The sequence below is a fragment of the Microbacterium sp. VKM Ac-2870 genome, assembly GCF_015350795.1.
Taxonomy (GTDB): Bacteria; Actinomycetota; Actinomycetes; order Actinomycetales; family Microbacteriaceae; genus Microbacterium.
On sequence record NZ_JADKSH010000002.1, the window covers coordinates 413,789 to 437,912 of the forward strand.

Sequence of the window (24,124 nt, forward strand, 5' to 3'; positions counted from 1 at the left end):
GTATCAGTACGTGACATCAGTAACAATGGTCACGTGCGTATCCGAAGCCGGTCCCCCCGCCCCGCTCGGCCCACACGGCGGCGGATGTTCGCCGGGGTCGTCGCTGCAACTGCGGCGCTGCTCGGGTCTCTCGTGCTCGCTGCGCCGGCTCAGGCTGCGCCGCAGGCGCTGTCCACGGCCGTGGATGCCGGGATCGTCAAGGCCGCTGCGGTCACCGGATTCAATCCTGAGAACATCATCTCGGACGCACTCTTCTACGACGGCAATGCGATGTCGTCAGCGGACATCCAGGCGTTCCTCGACGCCAGGATCGGTGGCTGCGGCAACGGCAAGTGCTTGAACGTGTTGAACGCGAGCATCTCTTCGCGCGATGCGTGGTACTCGGCGGTGACGGGCGATCTCGTGTGCTCCGCGCTCCAAGGCGGCACGATGCGTGTGTCGGAGCTCATCTATCGGGTTCAGGTCGCATGCGGCATCTCCGCAAAGGTGATCCTCGTCACGCTTCAGAAGGAGCAGGGACTCACCACGAGCAGCGCGCCGTCGGACTGGAACCTCCAGGCGGCGATGGGGGCTTCCTGCCCGGACACGGCGCCGTGTGATCCCGCCTACTCGGGCGTCGGCCCGCAGATCGTGCAGGGCGTTCGTCAGCTCAAGATCTACAAGGCGGGACGTTTCGCCAAACAACCGGGCGTCAACTTCATCGGCTATAGCCCGAACTCTTCGTGCGGCGGCACGAACCTCAACATCCAGAACTACGCGACCGCGGCACTGTACAACTACACGCCCTACCAGCCGAACGCCGCATCGCTTGCTGCGGGCTGGGGGCTCGGCGACGGATGCTCGAGCTACGGCAACCGCAACTTCTTCAACTACTACACGAGCTGGTTCGGCTCGACCACTGCCGTGCCCTCCGCGTTGATCCGCAGCGCCTCCGCCCCGACCGTCTACCTCGCGACGGGCACCAAGCGATACACCGTGACCGACGTCGGCGACTACGTCGAGCTCGCGAGGGTGTACGGCGCGGCCGCCGTCGTCTCCGATTCCTATCTGAGTTTCGTGACGGACGCCGGCCCGGTCACCGCATTGCTTCGAGACGAGACAACGCAAGACATGTGGTTGATCCAGGGGGGGCAACGCCACAAGCTCCTCACCTGCGCGTCAGTCCAGGAATGGGGGAGCACCTGCGCGGCCCCCTCCAATGTGTCGTCGTCGATGCTCAACTTCATCCCGATCGGCGCGGATGTCGCTGACTTCTTCACTGTCCGCGGAACCACACAGTGGGGGCGTATGGAATCGGCCAGCGTCGTCACCCCTCTGTGGGATGCTGCTGCTGCTCGTTCGGTGAACGGGGGTGTCACTCCGACAGCATTCGATATCAGCCCCACCCTGTACGGGAAGAAGACGAAAAAGGCGCTCCAGTTCGCGCCCGGGCAGCTGGTGCGCAGCAACGAGAACGTTCAGGTCTACTTCACCGCAGACTCGTCCAAACTCCTCGCCGTGAATGCGTGGTCGGACGTCGCCGCCTATGGTCGATCGGCATCCAACATCGCCTTCGTGCCCCAAGCCCAGTTGCTCGCCGGATACTCGCCGGCAGGCACGGTCACGCCCACCCTCCGGTGCGATGGAGTGACCTACATCGCCTCGTCGGGACAACTCGTCCGTCTCACCGATCCGGCGCGCGCAGGGCTGCCGACCACGGATGTCACCGCGGTGACGTGTGCGGCCTTCCCGATCGCGGCCACCCCGGTGGACGGTCCACTGTTCGTGAAGTCGACCAGCGCCGATTGGGTGTATCTGATCGAACAAGGCGCCACCCGACGAGTCTCCGCGTGGGCCGCGCTGCTGGCGGCATCCGGAGGTGTCGTCCCGACGATTCTGACCGTTCCGGATCAGTTCATCGCAGCTCTGTCCGTCGGTGCTCCCGTCATGGACGGCCTCATCGTCAAGATCGGAACGGGGCCCACTCTCTCCCTGGTCAGCGGAGCGACCCGGAACGCGATCGCGTCGCCCGCTGCTGCGGCCGACGCGGGGATCGTGCTCGACTACACCGCTGTATCTGATGCCGACGGCGCGTCCCTGGCCGCAGGCGCGACTCTCGGGCAATGGGTGCGCTGCGGTGACTCCACCTGGTTCGTCGGGGGCGGAGGTCGCACAGCGGTCACCGCTGAGGCCGCGACCGGGTTTACGCCTGCCGCGCTCTCGTCTGCGACGTGTGGTCGGATTCCCGTATCCTCGTCTTCCGCGCCTCTTCCGAAGGTCTTCGTCAAGGCGAAGGGCGGTCCTCAGGTCTACATGGCAGATGGCGGCGTGTATCGGCTGGTGCCCGATTGGGCGACGCTGCTGCGTGTCACCGGGGGAACGGTTCCGCCGATCCTCGTCATGTCCGACGACGTGTTCGCCGGGTTGTCGAAGGGCGCTCCGGTCAGTTGATTCCGCGGGCGTAGCTCGCGAGTTGCGCTCGAAAGACAGCATCGAGTCCGGCACTGAAGGTGGTGCTGACGAGACCGTCGAGGTCTGTCCACACCTCCGATCTCACACGGAGATCACGTGACTGCCCGCGCGGGTCGCCGCCGCCGAGAATGACCGGCGATCGACGACGGCGTAGCCGGTTCTGTTCCCCGAGGATCGCCCCGACCGACACGGCCGTCATGGCTCCGATGATCTTCGTCACGACGCTCCCAACATCGAGCGCGGCGGCGCGGCGGACTCCCGCGTCGACGACGAGGGCACAGTCGTCCTCGAAGATGTAGTCGCGAAGCGTGTCCAGGGAGACATAGATAGAGACGGGCGTTCCGGTGAGGAAAGTGCGTGCGACGACGGAGATCAGGCCCTGCGCTTTGCCGAGGTCCTGCCCGGGTCCGTAGAGGTTCGTGATGCGACCGATGAAGGAGCGCCACCCCCCGGCGGCGGTGCCGTCGCGCAGGATCTGCTCAATCTCCAGCTTCGCTCTGCCGTAGTCGGAGCCGGCGACCGCGGTGGTCGACTCGGTGAACGGCGGCCGTGTGGAATGCGCGTACGCGCCGCCCACTGAGGACGCAAGGAAGAACGTCACTCTTTCCCGGTCCCCAGCCGACACGTCGCTGAGGGACGAGACGAAGTCGCGGAAGACGCCTACCTCGCGGTCGAGCTGTTCTCGAGGGGTGGAGGTGACGCTCTTGCCCGCGCACCAGTAGATCTCGACCGGTCCCGTGGTCTGCGCGAGGAATCGACTCAGCCCTGCATGAAGAGAGCGGCTCGCCTCGGCCGAGTCGGACCACGGGATGTCGATGCGAAACGGCTCATCGGGGCGCGCGCGGGCGACCGCGTTACCCAGAAGCCCACGCCCGATGATCCACCTATTCACGGCGGCGGGTTTCTCCTCGTCCGAGTGGTCCCGCGTCGGGGTCGCGCACGATCAGGTACGCGGGCTTGCCCAACGCCATGTTCACGGAGACGCCGACGTACTCCGCCACGATTCCCAGCGACATCAGGATGATGCCGGTGCCGACCGACGCCATCACCATCAGCGACGTCCATCCCTCGGGGATGTCACCTGACGCGAGACGCATCGAGACCAGGACGAGGGCGTAGACAATTCCGCCCACGAAGAACAGCGAGCCGACGGCGGCGACCAGGCGCAGTCCTCGCGTCCCTGACGTGAGGATCATGCGCCAGAAGTGGCCCATGAGTCGGCGGTACGAGTACCCGGAGCGTCGATCGCCCTCTTCGCGCAACGCCACCGGGGCGGTGATCACGCGCGCGGCCACCCAACCGAGCGCCACGTCGAGGTAGACGCCGGTTCCGGCATAGGCGGCGACACTGCGTCCGATCTCGCCGAGGATGAGCCGGTAGCTGTTGAAGTTCTCGGCGTCGCGTCCTCCGAACACTGTTTCGAGCAGCCGCTTGCTCAGGCGTGAAGCAGCGTTGCGTATCGCGCCATGGGGCGGGGAATTGGTGGGTTTGGCGTAGACGACATCCGCCTGTTCACGCAGCGCGTGATCGAGCATCGAGGCGATGTCGGCGGGGTTGTGCTGGCCGTCCTCGTCGAGAGTGACGATCCAATCGCCGCCTGACGAGGCGATCCCCGCTAGAGTCGCCGCATGCTGGCCGAAGTTGCGGCTCAGCCAGATGGCTTTGATCCAGGGGAACTGGGCCGACAGGCTCCGGATGGTAACGGCCGACCGGTCCGGCCCGCGGTCGTAGGAGAGTACGACTTCCTCCACCACGGCGAGGTGTCCGGCGCCGGTGACGAACTGCTTGGTGAGGGGACGTATCTCTTCGATGATCGCGCCCAGCGTCCGCTCGCCCTGGTACACGGGGATGACGATGGAGATGCGGTGGACGAAAGGCGGCACGTCGTCCGGCACCTCGTGTCCATCGGCGGACTCGGTGAGCGGTTGCATGTGCTCCATTGTGTCAGCGACCGACCGCGTGTCCGGCATTGTCGAGGCGGGCGGCATGCACAGCCGGTGCTCGGGAGGCATCCCGTAACGTAGAACGCGGCGGTCGCCCCGACCGCCGAAGCCGTTGAGAGGAAGCCCACGTGCCGGTGAAAGACACGGCCGGAAGGATCGTTCGCGATCACCGATTCCGGTTTCTGCTGGTGGGCGGGATCAATACGGCATTCGGCTTCCTTGTCTTCGTGGTCCTGGATCTCACTCTCGGCCGCGCATTGGACAATGCGGGCCTGCGGGTGGTCGCCTCGATCGCGACGCTGCTGATCGCCCACGCGATCGCGTCGTTGCTGGCGTTCGCGCTCTATCGGCGTTTCGTCTTTCGCGTCACGGGTAACGTCCTCATCGACTTCCTCCGCTTCGAGAGCGTCTACGCGGTGCCGCTTGCCATCAACATCCTGGTACTCCCGGTTCTCGTGGCCGTGGGAATCCCGCGGATCGCCGCTCAGGGCTGCATCATCGTCGTCACCACGCTGTTCAGCTACTTCGGGCATCGCTTCTTCTCGTTCCGGCGCGCGGACGCCTCGGAACCCGCGCGTGATCCCCTCGCCGAGGCCTTCGCGCACGACCGTCGCGAGGCCGCATCGAACGCACCCTCGGAGGACGGGCGATGACCGTGCCGGAGCTCTCCATCGTCGTGCCCGTGCGTAACGGGATGCCGTATCTCCCGGATGCCATTGGATCGGCGCTGGCCGAGTTGCCCCCCGACGGCGAGCTCGTCGTGCGAGACAACTGCTCGACCGATGGCACGGCAGCGTGGCTGGCGGCGGTCGATGATCCCCGGCTCCGCGTCATCACCGGAACCGATGACCTCACCGCGGGGCAGAACTGGACGGCAGTTGCGAAAGAGGCGAGCGGAACCTTCGTCAAGCTTCTGTGTGCCGATGACTTCGTCACGCCGGGTGGTGTTGCGCGCCAGCTCGCCGCAGCGCGCGAGACGGGCGCGACGATGGTCGCATCGCGGCGCCGAGTCGTCGATGGCGACGATCGTGTCGTCATGACATCCCATGGCCTCGGAGGGTTGATCGGGATCCACGAAGGCCGCCGGGCGTTGGCTCACTCCGTGAGCTCGGGAACCAACGCGTTCGGCGAGCCCTCTGCGGTGCTGATGAGGCGCGACGCACTGCTGGCCGCGCTTCCCTTCACCTCAGAGTTCCCCTATCTCACCGACCTCGACCTGTACGCGCGCGTGCTCGCGCAGGGCACGTTCGTAGGGCTCGCTTCGGTCGATGCGGGCTTCCGGATCAGCGCGACGTCGTGGTCGAGCGCGGTCGGCAACGCTCAGCTCCGCGAGTTCCGATCATGGGTCGAGGCCAGGATCGTCGACGGCGGCCTGACACTGACGCGCACCCAGCGCGCCAAAGCCGGTGTCATGATTCCGGCGAAATTCGTCGCGCGCAGGATCGTCAACGAGTTCTCCAGCCGCGCCGCCGCGAGGCGGGCCGCTGCGCGGTCGTGATCGCGCTCACGCCCCGCCGGTCATCCGGGACGCCGCGAGCGTACGTGCGAGCCCGTCGACGAGGCTGACCTGCGGCACCCAACCGGGCGGCGTCGGCCAGTCGCCCGCGGTGAGGGGGCGATCGTTCACCGTGGTGCCGTCGGCGTATCGGACACCGAGTCGTCTTCCCGCGAGCTTTCCGATCGCATCGACGATCTCGCCCACGGTGTGAACCGACTCCGTGCGGATCGTCGTCAGCGCCGGTGACGGCGCGCTGAGCAGAATCGCGAGCGCGTCGGTCACGTCGTCCAGGTAGGTCAGGTTGAGGGGCTGGTCCTTGACTCCGAGGCGCACCTCGTCGCCGCTGAGGGCGGCGCCGACCAGGAGCGGGATCAGTTTGTCGCGGGTATCGCCGGGCCCGTACGTGTCGTAGAGGACGACCTCGCGCACATCGACCGCCCGCTCTCGACGGTAGTACGACGCGATCGTTGAGAATGCCTGCTTCGTGGCGGCATACAGGGAGCTCGGCTGCGCCTGCCCCTGTGAGAATTGGAAAAAGCTCGAGGCCGTGACGACGGGAACCGACAGTTCAGCCGCGGCGTCGAGGACACCCGTCCCGAACTCGACGTTCGCACGGATAAGCGGGCCGATATCGGTGGGCGCGTGGGTGCGGAGGTAGTGCGTCGCCAGGTGGGCCACGGCATCCGCGCCGCTCGCCTCGACGGCCGCCGAGGCCCCCGCCGGTCCGTCGACGATACGTACCCCCGCGCCGATCGCCGTCAGCTCTGACACGACCTCGGTCGTACCATCACGGACGAGGACATCGACCTCCCATCCGCGCGCTCGCAGCGTGCGCACGAGCCCACGTCCGAGGAATCCGGTGGCCCCGGTGACCGCTACCTTCATCGTCCCGATGCCTCCGAGTCGTCGCGTCTGGCGCCGAACTCGGCGAGAGTCGGCAAGGCGTCGTCGCGCGCGGACGTCGACGTGACCGGCAGCGGCCAGTCGATGGGCACGGAACGCCAGTTGATGCCCGCATCGTGTGCGGGAGAGAACTCCCGGTCCTGCGCGTAGTTGACGATGGTGTCCTCGGTCAGAGCCTGGAACCCGTGTGCGAAGCCGGCCGGTACCAACAGCGCCGTGCCTTCCGCCGCGGCGAGGTGGTACCGGCTGATCGTTCCCCAGCTCGGCCCTGGACGCACATCGACGAGCACGTCGGCGATCTCGCCCGCGGACACCCACACGAGCTTTGCCGCTGCGGCAGGCGCGAGCTGGAGATGCATCCCACGAACCGTGCCGGGGCTTGAGGTGCTCCAGAACAGCTCGCGGATGACGAAAGGGACCTCGCCGAGTGCGTAGCTGTACGGCTTGGAGAACGTCCCTCGCTGGTCGGCCACGTGGAAGGTGTCCAAGAGGACAGGCTCGTGGGGCGTACTCATCTGCTTCTCCTCGGCTCTCGCGCACGACGGCTCACGCACATAGGTCAACGGTATGCGAAACGGCCGTGGGATAGACTGATCGAGCCCTCGCCCGGGCGAGTCCGACGCACAGAGTGGAACCGTAAACATGAAAGCCGTACTCCTGGCGGGTGGCCTCGGGACCCGCATGCGCGAAGAGACCGAGTTCCGTCCGAAGCCCATGGTCGAAGTCGGCGGACGGCCCGTTCTCTGGCACATCATGAAGATCCTCAGTTCGCAGGGGATCAAAGAGTTCATCATCTGCACCGGCTACAAGAGCGAGCAGATCGCGAACTACTTCGCAAACTACGGTGCGGTCAGCAAGGACTTCACCATCAACCTCAGCGACAGCTCGTCGATCGTCTACCACGGCGATCATGAGGAACTCGACTGGACGGTGACGGTCGCCTACACCGGTGCCGAAACAATGACGAGCGGTCGCATCAAGAGGGCACAGAAGTACATCGGAGATGAGCCCTTCCTCTGCACGTACGGTGACGGAATCGCCAACGTCGATATCGTCGCCCTGCAGAATTTCCACCGTGAGCACGGGAAGCTCGCGACGATGACCACCACGCGCCCTTACAGCCGATTCGGCGTGATCGACATGGATGCCGACGGCAGCGTGGCCACATTCCGCGAAAAGCCGCAGACCGACGATTGGGTCAACATCGGCTACTTCATCTTCGAGCCGGCTGTCTTCGAGTACATGGGGCCGGACTCGATGCCTCTCGAGGAGCGCCCCCTCCACACGCTGGCCGACCTCGGGCAGCTCTCGGCTTTCCGACACGACGGTTTCTGGCAGCCGATGGACACATATCGTGAGTCTCAGATGCTCAACGATCTGTGGAAAAAGGGCGCCCCCTGGAAGATCTGGGACTGATCGCTCACACGCGCGAGCGCGGGAGCCCCACAGCCCGTCCGCCGGGCTGTGCCTCGGCGAGGCGGTAGACTACCGCGTCGGTCCACATGCCGACAGGCGGAGAAGGAGCATCGTGAGCGTGTCGAGAGAACAGATCCTCGGGTTAGTCGAAGAATTCGCTGCGGAGGAGCTCGCGAAGAAGCCGTTCATCCCCGGCGAAAGCACCGTTCCCGTCTCCGGTAAGGTCTTGGACCCTTCGGACTATGCGGCCCTCGTAGACGCCTGTCTCGACGGATGGTTGACATCGGGTAGGTTCCACCGAGACTTCGAGGAGAAGCTCGCAACGTATGTCGGCGCGCGCAGCGCACTGTTCGTCAACAGCGGCTCGAGCGCCAACCTCGTTGCCCTGAGCGGTCTGACGAGCCACAAGCTCGGCCGCCGCGCCCTGCAGCCCGGGGACGAAGTCCTCACGGTGGCTGCAGGCTTTCCGACGACGGTCAACCCGATCATCCAGAACGGATTGCGGCCCGTCGTCGTTGACATCGAGCTGGGCACCTACGACGCCATCGCCGACCGGCTTCGCGAGGCGATCGGACCCAAGACGCGCGCGATCATGATGGCGCACACCCTGGGTAACCCCTTCGACCTCGACACCGTCCAGGAACTCTGCAAGGAGCACCGACTGTGGCTCGTCGAGGACTCTTGCGACGCCCTCGGATCGACCTACCGCGGACAGCGGACGGGCAGCTTCGGCGACACCGCGACCGTCAGCTTCTACCCCGCCCACCACATCACAACGGGCGAAGGCGGCGCGGTGTTCGTAAAGTCACCCCTCGTTCGCAAGCAGGTCGAGTCGTTCCGTGACTGGGGTCGAGACTGCTACTGCGAAACCGGTCAGGACGACACCTGCGGTAAGCGCTTCGGATGGCAGCTGGGTGATCTTCCCTTCGGCTACGACCACAAGTACACGTACAGCCACATCGGCTACAACCTCAAGGCCACCGACATCCAGGCGGCGCTCGGTGTCTCGCAGCTCGACAAGATCGACCGGTTCTCGGACGCTCGCAGGGACAACTTCCGCTACCTGACATCGAAGCTCGCGGGCACGGAGGGACTCATCCTCCCCGTCGCCACCCCGAACTCCGACCCGTCGTGGTTCGGGTTTCCGATCACTTTGGATCCGGCGCACCCCGCCGACCGCGAAGAGCTCATGGCGTTCCTCGGTGCGCGCAAGATCGGTACGCGTCTGCTCTTCGCCGGCAACCTGACCAAGCAGCCCGCCTACCGCAACGTCGACTTCCGTGTCGTGGGCGACCTGACCAACACCGACATCGTCATGAACCGCACGTTCTGGGTGGGTACCTACCCCGGTCTGACGCGCCCGATGCTCGACTTCGTCGCTGAGTCGATCCGCGAGTTCATGACGGCGAAGAGCGCGTAAGTATGCACATCCTCGTCACGGGGCACACCGGTTTCAAGGGCGCGTGGCTCAGCTTGATCCTGGCGTCTCGTGGACACGACGTGAGTGGGATCGCGCTCGATCCGCTCCCGGGCGGCCTGTTCGAGCGTGCGGACATTGCCTCGCTGTTGCGGGACGATATTCGCCTCGACATTCGAGACCGCGCGGGCCTCGAATATGCCGTGGGCGCAACGGGGGCTGACCTCGTCATGCACCTCGCTGCGCAGCCGCTCGTCCGCGAGTCGTACAGCGATCCCCGCACGACATTCGAGACGAACGTCGACGGGACTCTGAACGTGCTGGAGGCGATCGCCGCGACGCCCGCGACGAAGGCAGCAGTCATCGTGACGACCGACAAGGTCTACCGCAACATCGGTCAGCGGGCAGGGTACGTGGAGACGGATGCTCTGGGCGGCGACGATCCCTACAGCGCGTCCAAGGCGATGGCGGACATCCTCACCCATTCGTGGATGACGAGCTTCCCCGGAGCCCCGACAGCCATCGCGCGCGCGGGGAATGTGATCGGAGGCGGCGACGTGAGCAAGGACCGCCTTCTCGTCGACCTCGTGGCCGGGTTCGAAGCCGCCACACCTGTGAGTATCCGGTACCCCGACGCCGTGCGCCCGTGGCAGCACGTGCTGGACTGTTTGAGCGGTTACCTGACCCTTGCTGACGCCCTGCTCGCAGGGGCCGGCACGGGAGCATGGAACTTCGGCCCCGACCCGGACAGCTTCCAGACCGTGCGACAGATCGCCGATGCCGGCGCCGAGCTGTGGGGTGACGGGGCACGTTGGGTCGACGAGAGTGGTGGCCACCTGCACGAGGCTGCTCTGCTGACGCTCGACTCGTCGAAGGCGAAGCGAGAGCTCGGTTGGCACAACACGCTCCCCTTCCCCGGTGGTCTCGAGTGGACGATCGAGTGGGAGCGCGCAGTGCGGGGCGGCGCCGACGCTCGCGATGTGACGCTGGCGCAGATCGAGCGCTTCACCGAGCGCGCGGGTGACGCGTCGTGGACGCGACGGTTCTGAGGAGACCGCGACATGTCGTCGACTGAGCCGATCCGTTCACTCCGTGTCACGGCACGCAGGCAGCTGACGCCGGCGATCATCGAGCTGCGGCTCGCGTCGTCCGACGGTACTGCCCTGCCCCCGTGGCAGGCCGGCGCACACATCGATCTGCGTCTCGGTGCCGACATGGTCCGCCAGTACTCCCTCGTGGAGCCCGATGCGGAATCGACCGAGTGGGTCGTCGCCGTGCTCATCGAGCAGGACGGACGCGGCGGCTCCAAACTGATCGAGAAGAACCTGCAGGTCGGGGCGTCGGTGAACGCCAGCGGTCCGCGCAATCACTTCCCCGTCGTCGACGCGGACTCCTATCTCTTCGTTGCGGGCGGCATTGGGGTGACGCCGATGATCGGGATGTGCCGCGCGGCGGAACGACGAGGAGTGCCGTGGCGACTCGTCTACCTGGGGCGTTCACGCGAGACGATGGCGTATGTTGCTCAGCTGCAGGCCGAGTTCCCCGAACACGTCGAGGTCTACGCGTCCAGCGATGGGCAGCGGTTCGACGTTGACGAAGCTCTCGCGAGCCTCGATGCGGGAACGCGCGTGTACTGCTGCGGTCCCGACCGCCTCATGGCGGCGGTGGAAGCGGAGATGTCGGGGCCGGATCGTCTTCCGTTCCTTCATCTGGAGCATTTTCACCCGAAGGATGCGGCTTCGACAGAGAACGAGGAGTTCACGGTCTATGCGGCGGCCTCCGACATCGAGTTCGTCGTGCCGACCGACGAGAGCATCCTGATGGCGGCCGATTTCGCGGGAGTCGTGGTGCCCGGCGACTGTATGGAGGGGACCTGCGGCTCGTGCGAGACGCGTGTCCTGCTCGGCGACGTCGAGCATCGCGACTCGATCCTCCGGCCGCAGGACCGGCTGTCTTCTCGCACCATGATGATCTGCGTGTCGCGAGCGAAGCCCGGGTGTGACCGTCTCGAGCTGGATCTCTGACCTGACCTGACCGAACCAAATCACCCTCCGGTGGTCCACGAAGGGTGAGTGCGGCGCGCAGGCGCCTCCCTTGTTGGGGGTGCCGGGACTTCACCGTAGGATGGATGCTCGTGTGTCGGGCTCTTCCGGCACCGGGCTGCGACCGCGGGAGTGTCGGACGCACGGAGCGGACAGTCGCGACTCGATCTTCGACGGTCGACGGTCGACGGTCGACGGTCGACGGGAGTGGGCGTGGAACATCGGGTTGAGGGATCGTGACCGCACTGCAAGCGGATAGCGTGCCACGAGGCGCACGCGCCTCGACGATGTGGCACAGGGTGAGTCGGGCGCGCTGGCTCGACCCGGTGCTGGCGGTCATCATCGGCTTCGTCTCCGTCGCCATTGCGATGTGGGCGACGGGTGTGCGTCTCGGGAGCCTCGACGTGCCCTGGGGCGACGGGGATCTCATCCCGGTTTATTCCTACGCGGAGAGCCTCCGCCGCGGGCACTGGTTCCTGATCAACCCTGATCTGGGGTTCCCGGGCTTCCAGGATCACGGACACTTCCCGGTCACCGACCTGCTCTCGATGCTTCAGATCGCCGTGCTCGCCCACCTCACGCCGTCGGCGATCGCCGCCGTGAATGTGTTCGCGTTGGGCACCTTCTTCACCGTTGCCGTGGCCACCTACCTGGTGTTCCGATGGGAGTCGGTGGACCGTGTGTTCGCCGCGTCGATGGCCATCGCTTTCGCTGTGCTTCCCTGGCACTTCGTCCGCGCCTCCAGCCACGTCTTCCTCGCGAGCTACGTGTCCGTACCGCTTGCGCTGTTCCTGGTGAGCCTCATCGCGCGCCGTCGTCTCGAACGTCCTCGCCCCCGCTGGGTGCTGCCGATCGCGGTCGTCGCGGCGGTCATCATCGGTGCGAACGGCGTGTACTACGCGCTGATGACGACGATCCTGATGATGGTTGTGCTCGTCGTGACGCGACTGTGGCCACGGCGATCCTGGCCGGGGTGGCGCACGCTCCTCGTGATCGCGCTCGTGCCGTTGACGACTCTCGTCGCGGTGCTGATCAACGCACTGTCGATCTCGTCTCCGTCAACGGGTGTCAGCGTCGTCCGCTACCCGGCCGAGTCCTATCTCTACGGCGGCAATCCGGCCACCCTGTTCTTTCCTGCCCTGACGACGCGTTCCGGCCGGATCGCGGACCGCTTCCTGGATCTCGACTTCCCGACCAACGGCACCTTCGAAGGAAGCGCGCTGCTCTCGTCCGCGGGCGTCTTGGCGATCCTGGTGACATGCGTCGTCGTGGCTCTCAGATGGGCGGCGCGATCGCGGGGCGACCTGAACGGTGCCGTCGGCCGGGCTTCCTTCTGGCCGGGGATCTTCCTGCTGACCACAGCGTTCTTCGTCATGGGCGGCCTCGGCGCCTTGTTCTCGTTCTGGATCAGCAACGACATCCGGGCCTGGGGGCGGTTCTCCGTCTTCGTCGCGGGATCGGCGTTCCTGGTGATGGGGCTCATGCTCAGCGGTTGGCGTTCGAGCGCGAAGAAACTCGTCCGCATCGGGGCGGTCGCACTGGGTATTGTGATGGCCCTGTCCGCTGTCGTCGATCTGTCGGCAGGCGGGCAGCGTCTGCCGATCGGCTGGGGCCGCGCGATGGACTCGGAGCTTCGCGGTTACGTCGACGCCGTCGAGGAGCACGTGCCGGACGGCTGCGCGGTTCTGGAGCTTCCGCTGATGCTCTACCCCGAGGCGCCGCCGATCAACCGCATGGGTGACTACAGCCACCTCTGGACCTACATCTACAGCGATACCCTGCGATGGAGCTACGGAGCGATGAAGGGCACCTCCTTGGGGGACTGGGGGATGGACGTCAAGGACGATCCGCAGCAGCTGCTCGAGCGCGCCCGAGCAGCCGGGTTCTGCGGCATCCAAGTGGATACGTGGGCGTACGGCAATTTGGCGGAGGCCGTCGGCGCTCAGCGCGCGTTCGGCAGCCCAGAGATCGTTTCGAGCTCGGGGCGCTGGGCGTTCTTCGATCTCGACGGTCCGCAGCCGGCCGATGACGTGGTCTCGCCGGAGACGGGATTCACGGTGGCGACACAGACTGCTTCGCTGCCGGTGTCGTGGTGGATGCTCAGCGAGCAGTCGACGTTGCGCGTCGAGGGGACTCCGGGGGCTCGGGTACGTGCCTCTCTGACGCTGTCCGCCCCGCCGTGCGGACCCGTGACGGCGTCTATCGATGGCGCGCCCGTCACCGTGACCGGATCGCAGACGTACGACACCGACGTCCAGCTCGACGCCGACGGTAAGGGATCCATAGCGATCACCGCCTCGTCTACGTCGTGCACGATCGGCGGCGAGCCGAGTCCTGTGTGGCTGGGTCTGCAGGGGCCGAAATGGGCACCCACTGTGGTGCAGTCCACTCGGTGATTGGCATCGCGCAATCACCACGGTGACGCGTGCGTCGCGGGTGATCCGGGTTTGGTGATGCCGCGTCGATCATCGACACTAGAGAGATGCGCGGAATCATCCTCGCCGGTGGAACCGGCTCGCGACTTCACCCGATCACGCGGGCTATCTCCAAGCAGTTGGTGCCCGTCTACGACAAGCCGATGATCTACTACCCGCTCTCGACGCTGATCCTGGCGGGTATCCGTGACATCCTGATCATCACCACTCCCCAGGATGCCGACCAGTTCCAGCGCCTGTTGGGCGATGGGTCGCAGTTCGGGGTGTCGATCACCTTCCAGACGCAGCCGTCGCCGGACGGGCTCGCCCAAGCATTCATCCTCGGCGAAGACCACATCGGCTCCGACGCGGTCGCCCTCGTCCTCGGCGACAACATCTTCTATGGTCAAGGCATGGGTTCGCGGCTACGGCAGTACACCTCCCTTTCGGGAGGCGTGGTGTTCGGGTACTGGGTCGACGACCCCACGGCGTATGGAGTCGTCGAGTTCGACAGCGACGGTCGAGTGGTGTCGCTCGCCGAGAAGCCCGCGCAGCCTAAGAGCAACTACGCCGTTCCGGGGCTTTACTTCTACGACAACGACGTGATCGAGATCGCGAAGAGCCTCAAGCCGTCTCCTCGTGGCGAGCTCGAGATCACCGATGTCAACCTCGCATACCTTCACCGCGGGGATTTGAAGGTTGAGCTGTTGCCGCGTGGCACCGCGTGGCTCGATACGGGCACCTTCGACTCGTTGAGTGAAGCGACAGACTTCATCCGCACCGTCGAGAAGCGCCAGGGTCTCTCCATCGGATGCCCGGAGGAAGTCGCGTGGCGCATGGGCTTCCTCACGGACGACGAACTGCGCGAGCGTGCCGAGCCGCTCGTGAAGAGCGGATACGGTCAGTACCTGTTGAAGGCGCTCGAACAAGGTCGGGTGTGACGGCGCGGCCGAACGACGAGCCCGCCGCGGTCGCCACTCGCAGGCTGATCGTCTACGTCGTCTGGGATCGTCGCGGGGACGTCGAACGCTACGTCGCTCACGCGCTGGAGGGGCTTCGCGAGCACGCCGCACAGCTTATGGTCGTGGTCAACGGTTCGTTGACCGACGCGGGTAGGGCGACACTCGAGCCTCTCGCCGACGAGATCCTCGTCCGCGAGAACCGCGGATTCGACATCTGGGGGCACAAGGACGCACTCGATCATCTTGGCGATCGGATCGACGAGTTCGATGAAGTACTTCTGACGAACGACACGTGGTTCGGACCGGTGCGCCCGTACGGACCGGTCTTCGCGCGGATGGAGGCGAGCCCGGCGGATTTCTGGGGCATGACCGACCACGCCCGCGAAGAGCCGAACCCCTTCACCGGGGTGGGCGTGCTCCACTACCACCTGCAGTCGTTCTGGATTGCGGTCAGACGCCGCATGTTCTCGTCTCAGGCGTGGGAGGCGTACTGGCGAGACCTGCCCGCCATGCCGGATTATTTCGATGCCGTCCTCCAACACGAGGCCGTGTTCACCCAGCACTTCGCCGACGCCGGCTTCCGTCATGACGTGGCCTTCCCCTCGGAGGACTACCCGACCGACCACCCGGCACTCTTCAACCCCGACCTTCTTCTCGAGGACGGATGCCCGCTCCTCAAGCGTCGGCCGTTCTTCCACTATCCGCCCTTTCTCGATCGCCACGCGGTCATCGGACGCGAGATCCTGCGCGAGGTGGAACGCCATGGCTATCCCACTCCGCTGATCTGGGAAGACATCGCACGAAACGTCGCGCCGCGGGTTGCGAACGCGAACACCGCCGCGCTTGAGGTACTCCCGGACCGGCCGTGGCCGGTCGATGCGGTTCGCGAACCACGGCGCCTGGCCGTCGTCGTGCATTGCGCCGACGTCGACGCACTCGGCGAGGTGCTGGAATACGCGCGAAATCTCCCGCAGCCGACGGACCTGATCGTCACCGTGACATCGGAGGCGGATTCGTCGCGTGTGCGGGCGCTGATCGCACACCAGCGTGATGCGAGGATCGAGCGGGCAGACGTTCGCGTGTTGTCCGTGGGTGGGGCGGATGCCATGTGTGCGCTCTTCATCGGCTGTCGAGACACCCTGCTGGACGGCACGTACGACCTGATCTTCAGGGTCGTCGCGGCGCACCCTCGCCGCGACTCGTTCAACGCGGACCGTCACTTCGTGCGATACCAGCTCGACAATCTGCTGGGCTCGCCCGGATCGGTCGCCAACCTCCTCGCCCTTTTCGATCGAGAGGAGGGTCTGGGGGCGGTGTTTCCGCCGACGAACCTGTTCGGCAGCTCTCCGCTGGGCGCCGGATGGGGTTCGACGCGGGGGCGCGCCGAGGCGCTTGCCGAGAGTCTGGGCATCCGGGTCCCGCTAGATGACGTCTCACCGCTCGCACCGTACGGCGGCATGATGGTCTTCCGGCCCGAGGCTCTGCGAGTGATGGCGGAGCGCGCCTGGACCGAGGGCGACTACACGCGTCCTGACGCCGCCCATCCGGACGCCCCGCTCGGGGACACACAGGAGCGGATGGTCTCCTACGCGATGGGGGAGCTGGGTTTCCACTGCAGAACCGTTCTCACGAGCGAACACGCCGACATCAATCACCCCGCCCTTGAGTTCACTCTCGATCAGCTCTCGTCGACAACCCCGGGATATCCGGTCGAGCAGATTCAGTTCCTGCATCGAGTGGGCCGTATCGGCAACGCCAGCGCACTCGACTTCGTCCGGATGTACATGCGACTCAACCACCCGACGGCGACGCGGCGGCTCATCTCGTTCGCTCACACGGCGACTCGACGCCTGAAGATGTTCGCTCGTCGACACCGGAGCACCTGACCGACATGACCGATCAGCTTCAGACCCGGCCTCGGCGCCTCGTCGTCTATGCCGTTTGGGATAGCCGCGGCGGCATGGAGGATTTCGTCCCCTACGCGCTGGAAAATTTGCGTCCGCATGCCGAGCGGATCGTCGTCGTCGTGAACGGATCGCTCACCGAAGAGGGACGAGCGAAGGTGCGGGAGGTGTCGGACGAGGTGCTCGTCCGGGCCAACGTCGGCTACGACATCTGGGCACACAAGCACGTCATAGATCACCTCGGACCCGAACTGGGCGACTTCGACGAAGTGATCTTCACGAATGACACGTGGTTCGGCCCTGTGCGACCTTTCGATGCCCTATTCGATCGGATGGATGGCAGCTCCGCGGACTTCTGGGGCATGACCGACCACCCGCGCGAAGTTCCGAACCCCTTCACGTCGAACGGTGTACTGCCGTATCACCTGCAGTCGTACTGGATCGCTGTCCGGCAGCGCATGCTCCGCTCCGATGCCTGGGCATCGTATTGGCGCGATCTTCCGGCCATGCCGAGCTACTTCGATGCCGTGCTGAGTCACGAAGCGTTGTTCACCGAGCACTTCACCGGCCGCGGATTCACGGCGGATGTCGCGTTCCCCTCGGCTGACTACCCCACTGGTCACCCCGCGTTGTTCAACCCCGACCTGCTCATGCGAGACGGGTGCCCGACACTCAAGCGGCGACCTCTCTTCCACTGGCCACCCTTTCTCGTGCGGCATGCCGTCATAGGCCGATGGCTCATCGCGCAGGCCGAGCGGTACGGATACCCCGTCGAACTGATCCTCCGAAACCTCGCCCGCACGGTCGAACCGCGGGTACTCAATACCAATGCCGCCCTCCACAACGTCCTTGATGGGGCGGACATCGAGCCAGCTCCACCGAAGGCACCCGCGTCTGCGTTGCGCATCGTGGCGCTCCTACACATCTTCTATCCGGAGATGACGAACGAGATGGTCGACCTGGTGGACAATCTTCCCGGTGACTACGATCTCGTGATCACCACGTCGGATGCCGAGCGGGCAGCTGAGATCTCCGGAATCATGTCGCACCGGCACGCGCGCGGAAGGTTCGAGATCCGCGTCCTGCCTTCCAACGATGGCCGAGACCAAAGTGCATTCCTCATCGGTTGTCGCGACATCCTCATGAGCGATGACTATGACCTCGTCGTCAAACTGCATTCCAAGAAGACCCCCCAAGACGGGTTCAACATCGGACGGCACTTCCGCAGGCAGCAGTTCGAGAACCTCCTCGCCAGCCGCGGTCATGTCGCTCAATTGCTGGAGTTGTTCGAGAACGAACCGGGACTCGGACTCGTCTATCCGCCGATGATCCATATCGGTTACCCGACGATGGGGAGGGCCTGGTGGGCGAACAAGGAAGACTTCGCACGATACTGTGATCGACTCGGCATCCAGGTTCCGCTCGACGAGATCTCTCCGCTGGCGCCCTACGGCTCGATGTATATCGCGCGCCCGGAAGCGTTGCGCCTTCTCGTTCAACACGAGTGGTCATACGCCGACTTCGGGGGAGTGGAGGCGTATCGCGACGGTGGCCTGGCGCATGTCCTGGAACGGATGCCCTCGTATGCGGCGGGCGAGCTCGGCTACCATACGCGCACCGTCTCCACCACGGAGTATTTGTCGATCAGCTACACGTCGATGGAGTTCAACTTCGACCATCTCTCGGCCACCGTTCCCGGTGACGCCGTGGACCGGATCATGTTGCTCAAGCAGGCCGGGTACACCGGGACTGGTCGCGTGGGCGACTTCGTGCGGATGTACTTCGGACTGCATCCACGCGTCGGACGCCTCCTCGGCTGGAGCGTCGATTGGGCTATTCGCGGACGCAGCGCCGTGCGCCGCATCCTGTCGAGAAGAGGCTGACATGGTGGAATCCTCCGTGGGGTCGGGAGGACGCGTGATCATCGCGGTGGTGGCGACGGCGTCGTGTGCCGGTGCCGCCCGGGAAACGGTGCGATCGGTTCACAGCGTGATGCCGGGGGTTCGGTGCGAAGTCCTCGATGTGGACGGCGTGTACCTGCCCTGCGGGACTGAGAAGGTGCGGACGGCGTCCGAGGCGGACCTTCTCATCGACGAAATCCGGCTCACGCACGACGACTCGACGATGCTCACCGCGCTCACGGCGCTGTGGGGCGCTCATCTTCTCGATCACGGTGAGCCGGTCCTCGCACTCGTGGCCGGTATTGCCCTCCACACGCCGCTGCAGCCGGTCGAGGACCCGCGCACCACCGTCGCGGTGGTGCGCGCGGCGGCGCCGGTGCGCCCCCTTGACCCCGACACGTCTGTTCTCGCGACCGAGCTGTACCTTCTGGGCACCGATGTGACCGCGCACCGCAGGAGCCTCCACGAACTCGTCACCGATTGGCGGACTGCCGGTCGCTGGCTCGACCTCTTCATCGCGCGCGTGCCGCACCGCATCATTGTGGATGACGCTGCGCTCGTCTCGCGTGCCAACGCGGGCCCGGACACCCTCATCCCTATCGAAGACGGTCATTTCGCCGTGGATGGTAAGCCGGTCGTGGCATTCGACCTCGTGGGCCTCGATCCTGACGCTCCCTCGTTGTTCGACGCGCGGAAGGGGCCGTCTTCTGGTCCGCTCCTCAGCCGCAACCGCGCCCTCGCGCAATACGTGCGCGACGTCGCCGAACGGGAGCGCGCCATCGTCGCGCCGGCATTCGTTGTTCGTGCGGACGCGGGCCTCGTCCGCGAGATCGCCAGGTTCGCTTCTGAGCGGGGGGACTCCCTCGAGGCGGCGGTGGCCGACCTCGACGACTGGCTCGTCGAACTGCTCCCCAGCGGGGCTCGGACTCCGGTCGCCCGCTATCTCGCCGGCATACATCGCTCGCGCACCGATCTCGCTCACGTCTTTCCGCAGGTTCCCGGTCGCGACTCAGACGCCCTTGCGCACTGGGCTCTGGAATATGGAGTCAACGACGCGCGCTACGACTGCGAACTGGTGCGCAGAGCCGCGGCGGTCACGATCGCCGCTCAGCCGCCGTCCCCGCAGCGCGCCGGACGACGCCCTCGCGGAGTCAACCTCGTGGGATACCTCTCGGGCGCGTTGGGTATCGGTACATCGGCTCGCCTGATGGATGCCGCGCTCGTCGCGGCACGCATTCCGACGAGCACATTCGCGGCCAGCGTCGACCTCCAGTCCCGAGCGACGGCGAGCTTTCGGCGGTCGACTGCGACCCGCTATGACACATCGGTGATCGCCGTCAATGCCGATCAGGCCAAAGCCGTGACGGAGTCGATGGCGGATGTGGTCGCCCGAAGCTACCGCATCGGAATGTGGTACTGGGAGGTCGAGTCCTTCCCCGCGTCGAGCGATGGTGCCTACGCCGTCGTCGACGAGGTCTGGGTGGCCACCGATTTCATCCGCGATGCCGTTGCTCAGCGAGCCCCGGTCCCCGTGCGCACCGTTATGCCGCCCCTCCCGCAGAGGTCAGCGGGCGAGGCTGCCGACGTTCCCGCCCGCGTGGGGATTCCGGCGGGGAGACCATGGTTCTTCTTCGCCTTCGACTATCTGAGCACGATGGAACGAAAGAACCCGCTGGGTCTCATCGAGGCGTTCGCACGAGCCTTCCCCGCGAACCACGATGACGGTCCGATTCTCGTCATCAAGACGCTCAACGCCGATCTGAGAGTGGCAGACGCCGAGCGTCTTCGTATCGTCGCTTCGGCGAGGACCGACGTCCTTATCATCGACGACTACCTGGAATCCGACGAGCTCACCGCACTCATGGCGAGATGCACGGCATACGTGTCACTCCATCGCGCGGAGGGGCTCGGTCTGACCATCGCCGAGGCTATGGCGTGGGGTCGACCGGTCGTGGTGAGCGCATACTCGGGCAGCATGCAGTTCACCAATGAGCGCAATGCGTTCCTCGTCCCGTGCGCGAAGATCCCCATCCCGGTCGGCGCCGACCCCTACCCGGCGGGAACTCCGTGGGCAGATCCCGACCTCGATGAAGCGGCCTCGGCATTGCGCCGGATCCTCGCCGATCCCGACACCGCGAGGGCCGTGGGACAACGCGCGGCAGAAGATATCCGCGTTCTTCATTCCCCGGCCGCCTCGGGTGAACGCGTCCGCGAGGCACTCGAGGACGCGTGGCGCCGCCAGAGCGCGCTTCGCGTTCACACAGCGCTCAGCCGCGTGCGCTCACTCCCCAGAAGAGCCTGGTCTCGCCTGCACCGCTGACAACCCGGCGTGCCGATGCGGCGCTAGACGAGCGCTTCCCACACGTCGCGCGCGTACTGATCCCAGCTGGTCTGCGGACGTGCACGGGCTTCGGCGCGCAGGCGGCCCAGAGTGTCCTCGTCGGTGAGCAACGTGCGCATGGCCGCGGTGAGATCGTCGTCGTCGCGGGGGTCGATGAGCAGAGCACCACCATGCTCGGCGATCTCCGCCGTGCTACCGAACTGCGACGTGATCACGGGCGTTCCCACCGCCAACGATTCGGCGACGGGCAGTCCGAAACCCTCGTTGAGCGACGGGAACACAGTGAACCGGGCGAGCCGGTAGGCGGCCCACAGCAGGGTGTCGTCGGCCTGCGACACGGATTCGACGGGGCGCCCTCGATCCTGCAGCTGCCGGATGCGATCGTGGTACTGCTCACTCCTCCACGAGCGGCTCCCGATGAAGCTGAGTGAGAAGACGTGGCCTTCTCGCCACAGGACCTCGGCAGCGTGGAGGATCGCCAGATGGTTTTTGCGCGGTTCGTGGCTTCCGACGACGATAACGAGGGGCATCTGCCCGATTGTGAGCCTGTCTCGGGCTGCTGCGAACGCGTTCTCGTCGGACTCGCCCACCGATGCCGGCAGCAGCACGGGCACGATTTCTGGCCCCGTCAGACCGGCCGCGGGGAGCATCTTTCGCCAGCCGAGGTACTCCACCGCGGTGGCGCGAGAGATGGTCGATACCCGGTCGAAGAACTTGAGGGCTGCCATGTAGTGCGCGAAGACGCCGGTCATACCCGGCGACGACGTCTCACTCGACGTGATCGGGATCACGTCGTAGCACAGCGCCGCCGTGTGACATCCGCTGAAGCGGGCGAGCGCGCGCACTCGCTCCGCGCGCGGCGGCTCGGCCGAAACCTCGAGGAGGAGGTAGGTCGTACGCCAGGGGACGACGACGACGGCATTCGCCGCCGGGTCCTCTTCGTCCCTGGCCCGCGCAACTCCCTGCTTCACGCGGGAGAGTTCGGCCGGCTGGAGCTCGCGCAATGACTGCCAGCCGGGCGTCCACCCGGCAAACCTCACGGTGTCATTGGCGATCCAGCGCTTGGCTACCTCGCGAACGACCCGTTGGATGCCGGTGGACACTGTCGATGTCGACGTATCGGCGACGTCTACCAGGATCTTGTTGCGCTCGACGACTACTGTCCACTCCGCGCTTTCGGGAGTTGTCTCGTCTCGGATGGCGCGGAAGAGTGCTGTGGGATCGAACTCCGAAGAGCGGGCGGTCTGCAGCACCAGTTCTTCGTTGGGGAACCGTCCCGTGAGCACCGCGAGCGCGAGCCATATCTCTTCGCGATCTCGTGCATTGACCAGTTCGCCGATCGCGGCTGCGAGGGAGCGCTTGTCGACGTCGGACGGACGGGGTCGCCCCAACGCGTCGGCAAGCGTCGACACGCGCGATATCCACGCCGCGGTCGTCGTCGCGGGAACGCTACGACCGCTCATGCCGATACCTCGACATCCGCGACCAGGAAGTCCCACAGTTGCGCCGCGTACTGATCCCACGAGCCCAGAGGACGTTCCCGTGCTTCTTGCGCGAGAGAGCGCCGCAGATCGTCGTCCGAGACCAGACGCCGCAGAGCCTCCACTATCGTCTCCTCGTCCCGTGGGTTGGCGAGCAGACAGCCGCCGTCGCGGGCGATCTCCTCCTGGCTACCGTATGAAGCGGTGAGCACCGGAGTGCCGACCGCGAGCGCTTCGACGACGGGGAGCCCGTAGCCTTCGTGAAGCGAGACGAAGACGACGGCATCTGCGTCGGCGAGCTCGTTCCACAACTGCTCCTCTGTCACACGTCCGAGATCGACGAGCGGCCGACCGCGCTCCTTGATGCGGGCGAGTGTTTCGTGGAGGTGGCGATCTGTCCATCCGTTACCTCCAACGAAGCGCAGTTCGAAGTCCAGCCCCTCGCTCCACAGGCGTTCTGCGGCGTAGAGCACGGCGTCGTGGTTCTTGTGCGGTTCGCGTGTGCCGGATACGACGATGTGCGGGCGGGTACGGCCAGTGCGCTCGGCTGGTGTGAACCAGTTCGGCGGCGTGATGGCGGGAATCGAGATCTCCTCGACATCCGGCCCCCGCAATCCTTGGGCGGCCAGAGCACTGGCGAAGCCCGCGAACTCGGCGGTTGCGGAACTCGAGATTCCCGCGACCCGCCGCGCGCTTTTCAGCGGCACGAGCCACTCTCCCGCCGCTGCCGAGTCGTGCAGCGGCCTCGTCTCGGCACTCGTGATCGGGATCAGGTCGTAGCCGATCGCGGTGAGCAGATTGCCGGAGCATTGTGCGATTGCGGTGAGGACCTCAGCCGGTCCCCCCATCGGCACATCGGGCAGAACGACGACCGTATTCCACGGCACGATCAGCTCCTGCTCGTACGGGGCGTCGTCGACCCCGACGATGAAGTCCGCGCCGAAGCGGGTGACCCGCCCGATCTCGCGCGGGGCTGCGGAGCGCATGACCTGTTGCCTGTCGTCCCAGATCGCCAACTCGACCGTGTGATCGTGAGCCCACCGTGACACTGTTTCGCGAACGACGCGGTGGATTCCGGACTGGTAGTCCGTTCGACCCGACGTGTCGACGTCGATCACAGGACAGGTGACGACTCGCATGGGAAGATCGATCCGGCTCTGGCTCGCGGTCTCGGTCGCAAGGGTGAGCACGATGCGCTCCACCTCTTCGATCGGGTCGAGCTGCAACGACCGGCGCACCCGCTGCACCATGTCTACGGTGGGGAATCGGCCGCCGACCGCCGTGAGAATCAGCCACATCGCCGGTTGGCTTGCCGCGTCGCGCGCGTGCTCCAGCAGTCTGGGCAAGAGGGTCGCGGTCGCAAGACCGGGGGAGTCTGCCCCCATGGCCGGCACCGCGGGCAACAGCACAGCGGATGCCGCCGCGACGCGCTGATCCACCGCGACAAGAAG

18 protein-coding genes are annotated in these 24,124 nt (G+C 65.8%); 12 read left to right on the forward strand and 6 right to left on the reverse strand.

Translation table 11 applies throughout. The annotated features are described in order from the left end of the window. Positions 1-84 precede the first annotated feature (84 nt). Positions 85-2,430, forward strand: a complete 2,346-nt coding sequence (locus ITJ43_RS05870; RefSeq protein ID WP_194582885.1) for a hypothetical protein — start codon at positions 85-87, stop codon at positions 2,428-2,430. Here the strand turns inward: ITJ43_RS05870 and ITJ43_RS05875 are convergent. Both ITJ43_RS05875 and ITJ43_RS05880 read right to left on the reverse strand, forming a co-directional pair. Continuing rightward, positions 2,423-3,343: an NAD-dependent epimerase/dehydratase family protein gene (locus tag ITJ43_RS05875; protein WP_194582886.1), complete on the reverse strand. Its 921-nt coding sequence runs from the start codon at positions 3,341-3,343 to the stop codon at positions 2,423-2,425. The two genes, ITJ43_RS05870 and ITJ43_RS05875, sit on opposite strands and share 8 nt — an antisense overlap. Then, the gene (locus ITJ43_RS05880; protein WP_194582887.1) at positions 3,336-4,382 is read right to left on the reverse strand and encodes a glycosyltransferase; all 1,047 of its coding nucleotides are present in this window, start codon (positions 4,380-4,382) and stop codon (positions 3,336-3,338) included. The genes ITJ43_RS05875 and ITJ43_RS05880 overlap by 8 nt, the downstream gene beginning before the upstream one ends. 140 nt (positions 4,383-4,522) lie before the next feature. Between ITJ43_RS05880 and ITJ43_RS05885 the strand changes: the two genes are divergently transcribed. Continuing rightward, entirely contained in the window at positions 4,523-5,047 is a 525-nt protein-coding gene (locus ITJ43_RS05885) for a GtrA family protein (RefSeq protein ID WP_323741138.1), read from the forward strand. Next, positions 5,044-5,892 carry a glycosyltransferase family 2 protein gene (locus ITJ43_RS05890; RefSeq protein ID WP_194582888.1) on the forward strand — a complete coding sequence of 283 codons (849 nt, stop codon included), beginning with the start codon at positions 5,044-5,046 and terminating at the stop codon, positions 5,890-5,892. Before ITJ43_RS05885 ends, ITJ43_RS05890 begins: the two co-directional genes overlap by 4 nt. A gap of 6 nt (positions 5,893-5,898) precedes the next feature. Here ITJ43_RS05890 and ITJ43_RS05895 read toward each other — a convergent pair whose 3' ends face one another. Both ITJ43_RS05895 and ITJ43_RS05900 read right to left on the reverse strand, forming a co-directional pair. Next, positions 5,899-6,777 (reverse strand): NAD-dependent epimerase/dehydratase family protein, encoded by an 879-nt coding sequence (locus ITJ43_RS05895; RefSeq protein WP_194582889.1) that lies wholly within the window; start codon positions 6,775-6,777, stop codon positions 5,899-5,901. After that, positions 6,774-7,310: a dTDP-4-dehydrorhamnose 3,5-epimerase family protein gene (locus ITJ43_RS05900; RefSeq protein ID WP_194582890.1), complete on the reverse strand. Its 537-nt coding sequence runs from the start codon at positions 7,308-7,310 to the stop codon at positions 6,774-6,776. The genes ITJ43_RS05895 and ITJ43_RS05900 overlap by 4 nt, the downstream gene beginning before the upstream one ends. 127 nt (positions 7,311-7,437) lie before the next feature. On the opposite strand from ITJ43_RS05900, the gene rfbF reads away from it, so the two are divergent. The 9 genes from rfbF (at position 7,438) to ITJ43_RS05945 (ending at position 21,171) form a co-directional block, all read left to right on the forward strand. Then, positions 7,438-8,211 carry a glucose-1-phosphate cytidylyltransferase gene (gene rfbF, locus ITJ43_RS05905; protein WP_194582891.1) on the forward strand — a complete coding sequence of 258 codons (774 nt, stop codon included), beginning with the start codon at positions 7,438-7,440 and terminating at the stop codon, positions 8,209-8,211. 118 nt (positions 8,212-8,329) lie between these two features. Next, entirely contained in the window at positions 8,330-9,631 is a 1,302-nt protein-coding gene (gene rfbH / locus ITJ43_RS05910) for a lipopolysaccharide biosynthesis protein RfbH (RefSeq protein WP_323741139.1), read from the forward strand. Positions 9,632-9,633: 2 nt separating this feature from the next. After that, positions 9,634-10,677: a CDP-glucose 4,6-dehydratase gene (gene rfbG, locus ITJ43_RS05915; protein ID WP_194582892.1), complete on the forward strand. Its 1,044-nt coding sequence runs from the start codon at positions 9,634-9,636 to the stop codon at positions 10,675-10,677. 12 nt (positions 10,678-10,689) lie between these two features. Next, positions 10,690-11,652: a PDR/VanB family oxidoreductase gene (locus ITJ43_RS05920; RefSeq protein ID WP_194582893.1), complete on the forward strand. Its 963-nt coding sequence runs from the start codon at positions 10,690-10,692 to the stop codon at positions 11,650-11,652. A gap of 317 nt (positions 11,653-11,969) precedes the next feature. Then, positions 11,970-14,066 carry a hypothetical protein gene (locus tag ITJ43_RS05925; protein ID WP_194582894.1) on the forward strand — a complete coding sequence of 699 codons (2,097 nt, stop codon included), beginning with the start codon at positions 11,970-11,972 and terminating at the stop codon, positions 14,064-14,066. Positions 14,067-14,152: 86 nt separating this feature from the next. Next, positions 14,153-15,025 (forward strand): glucose-1-phosphate thymidylyltransferase RfbA, encoded by an 873-nt coding sequence (rfbA, locus tag ITJ43_RS05930; RefSeq protein WP_194582895.1) that lies wholly within the window; start codon positions 14,153-14,155, stop codon positions 15,023-15,025. After that, the gene (locus tag ITJ43_RS05935) at positions 15,022-16,932 is read left to right on the forward strand and encodes a rhamnan synthesis F family protein (protein WP_194582896.1); all 1,911 of its coding nucleotides are present in this window, start codon (positions 15,022-15,024) and stop codon (positions 16,930-16,932) included. Before rfbA ends, ITJ43_RS05935 begins: the two co-directional genes overlap by 4 nt. Before the next feature lie 74 nt (positions 16,933-17,006). Continuing rightward, on the forward strand, positions 17,007-18,833 hold the full coding sequence (locus ITJ43_RS05940) for a rhamnan synthesis F family protein (protein ID WP_194582897.1): 1,827 nt from the start codon (positions 17,007-17,009) through the stop codon (positions 18,831-18,833). Between the two features lies 1 nt (position 18,834). Beyond that, positions 18,835-21,171: a glycosyltransferase family 4 protein gene (locus ITJ43_RS05945; protein ID WP_194582898.1), complete on the forward strand. Its 2,337-nt coding sequence runs from the start codon at positions 18,835-18,837 to the stop codon at positions 21,169-21,171. 23 nt (positions 21,172-21,194) lie between these two features. Here the strand turns inward: ITJ43_RS05945 and ITJ43_RS05950 are convergent, their stop codons facing one another. Next, entirely contained in the window at positions 21,195-22,655 is a 1,461-nt protein-coding gene (locus ITJ43_RS05950) for a glycosyltransferase family 4 protein (protein WP_194582899.1), read from the reverse strand. Beyond that, positions 22,652-24,112: a glycosyltransferase family 4 protein gene (locus ITJ43_RS15300; protein WP_194582900.1), complete on the reverse strand. Its 1,461-nt coding sequence runs from the start codon at positions 24,110-24,112 to the stop codon at positions 22,652-22,654. Before ITJ43_RS15300 ends, ITJ43_RS05950 begins: the two co-directional genes overlap by 4 nt. Positions 24,113-24,124: the final 12 nt, after the last annotated feature.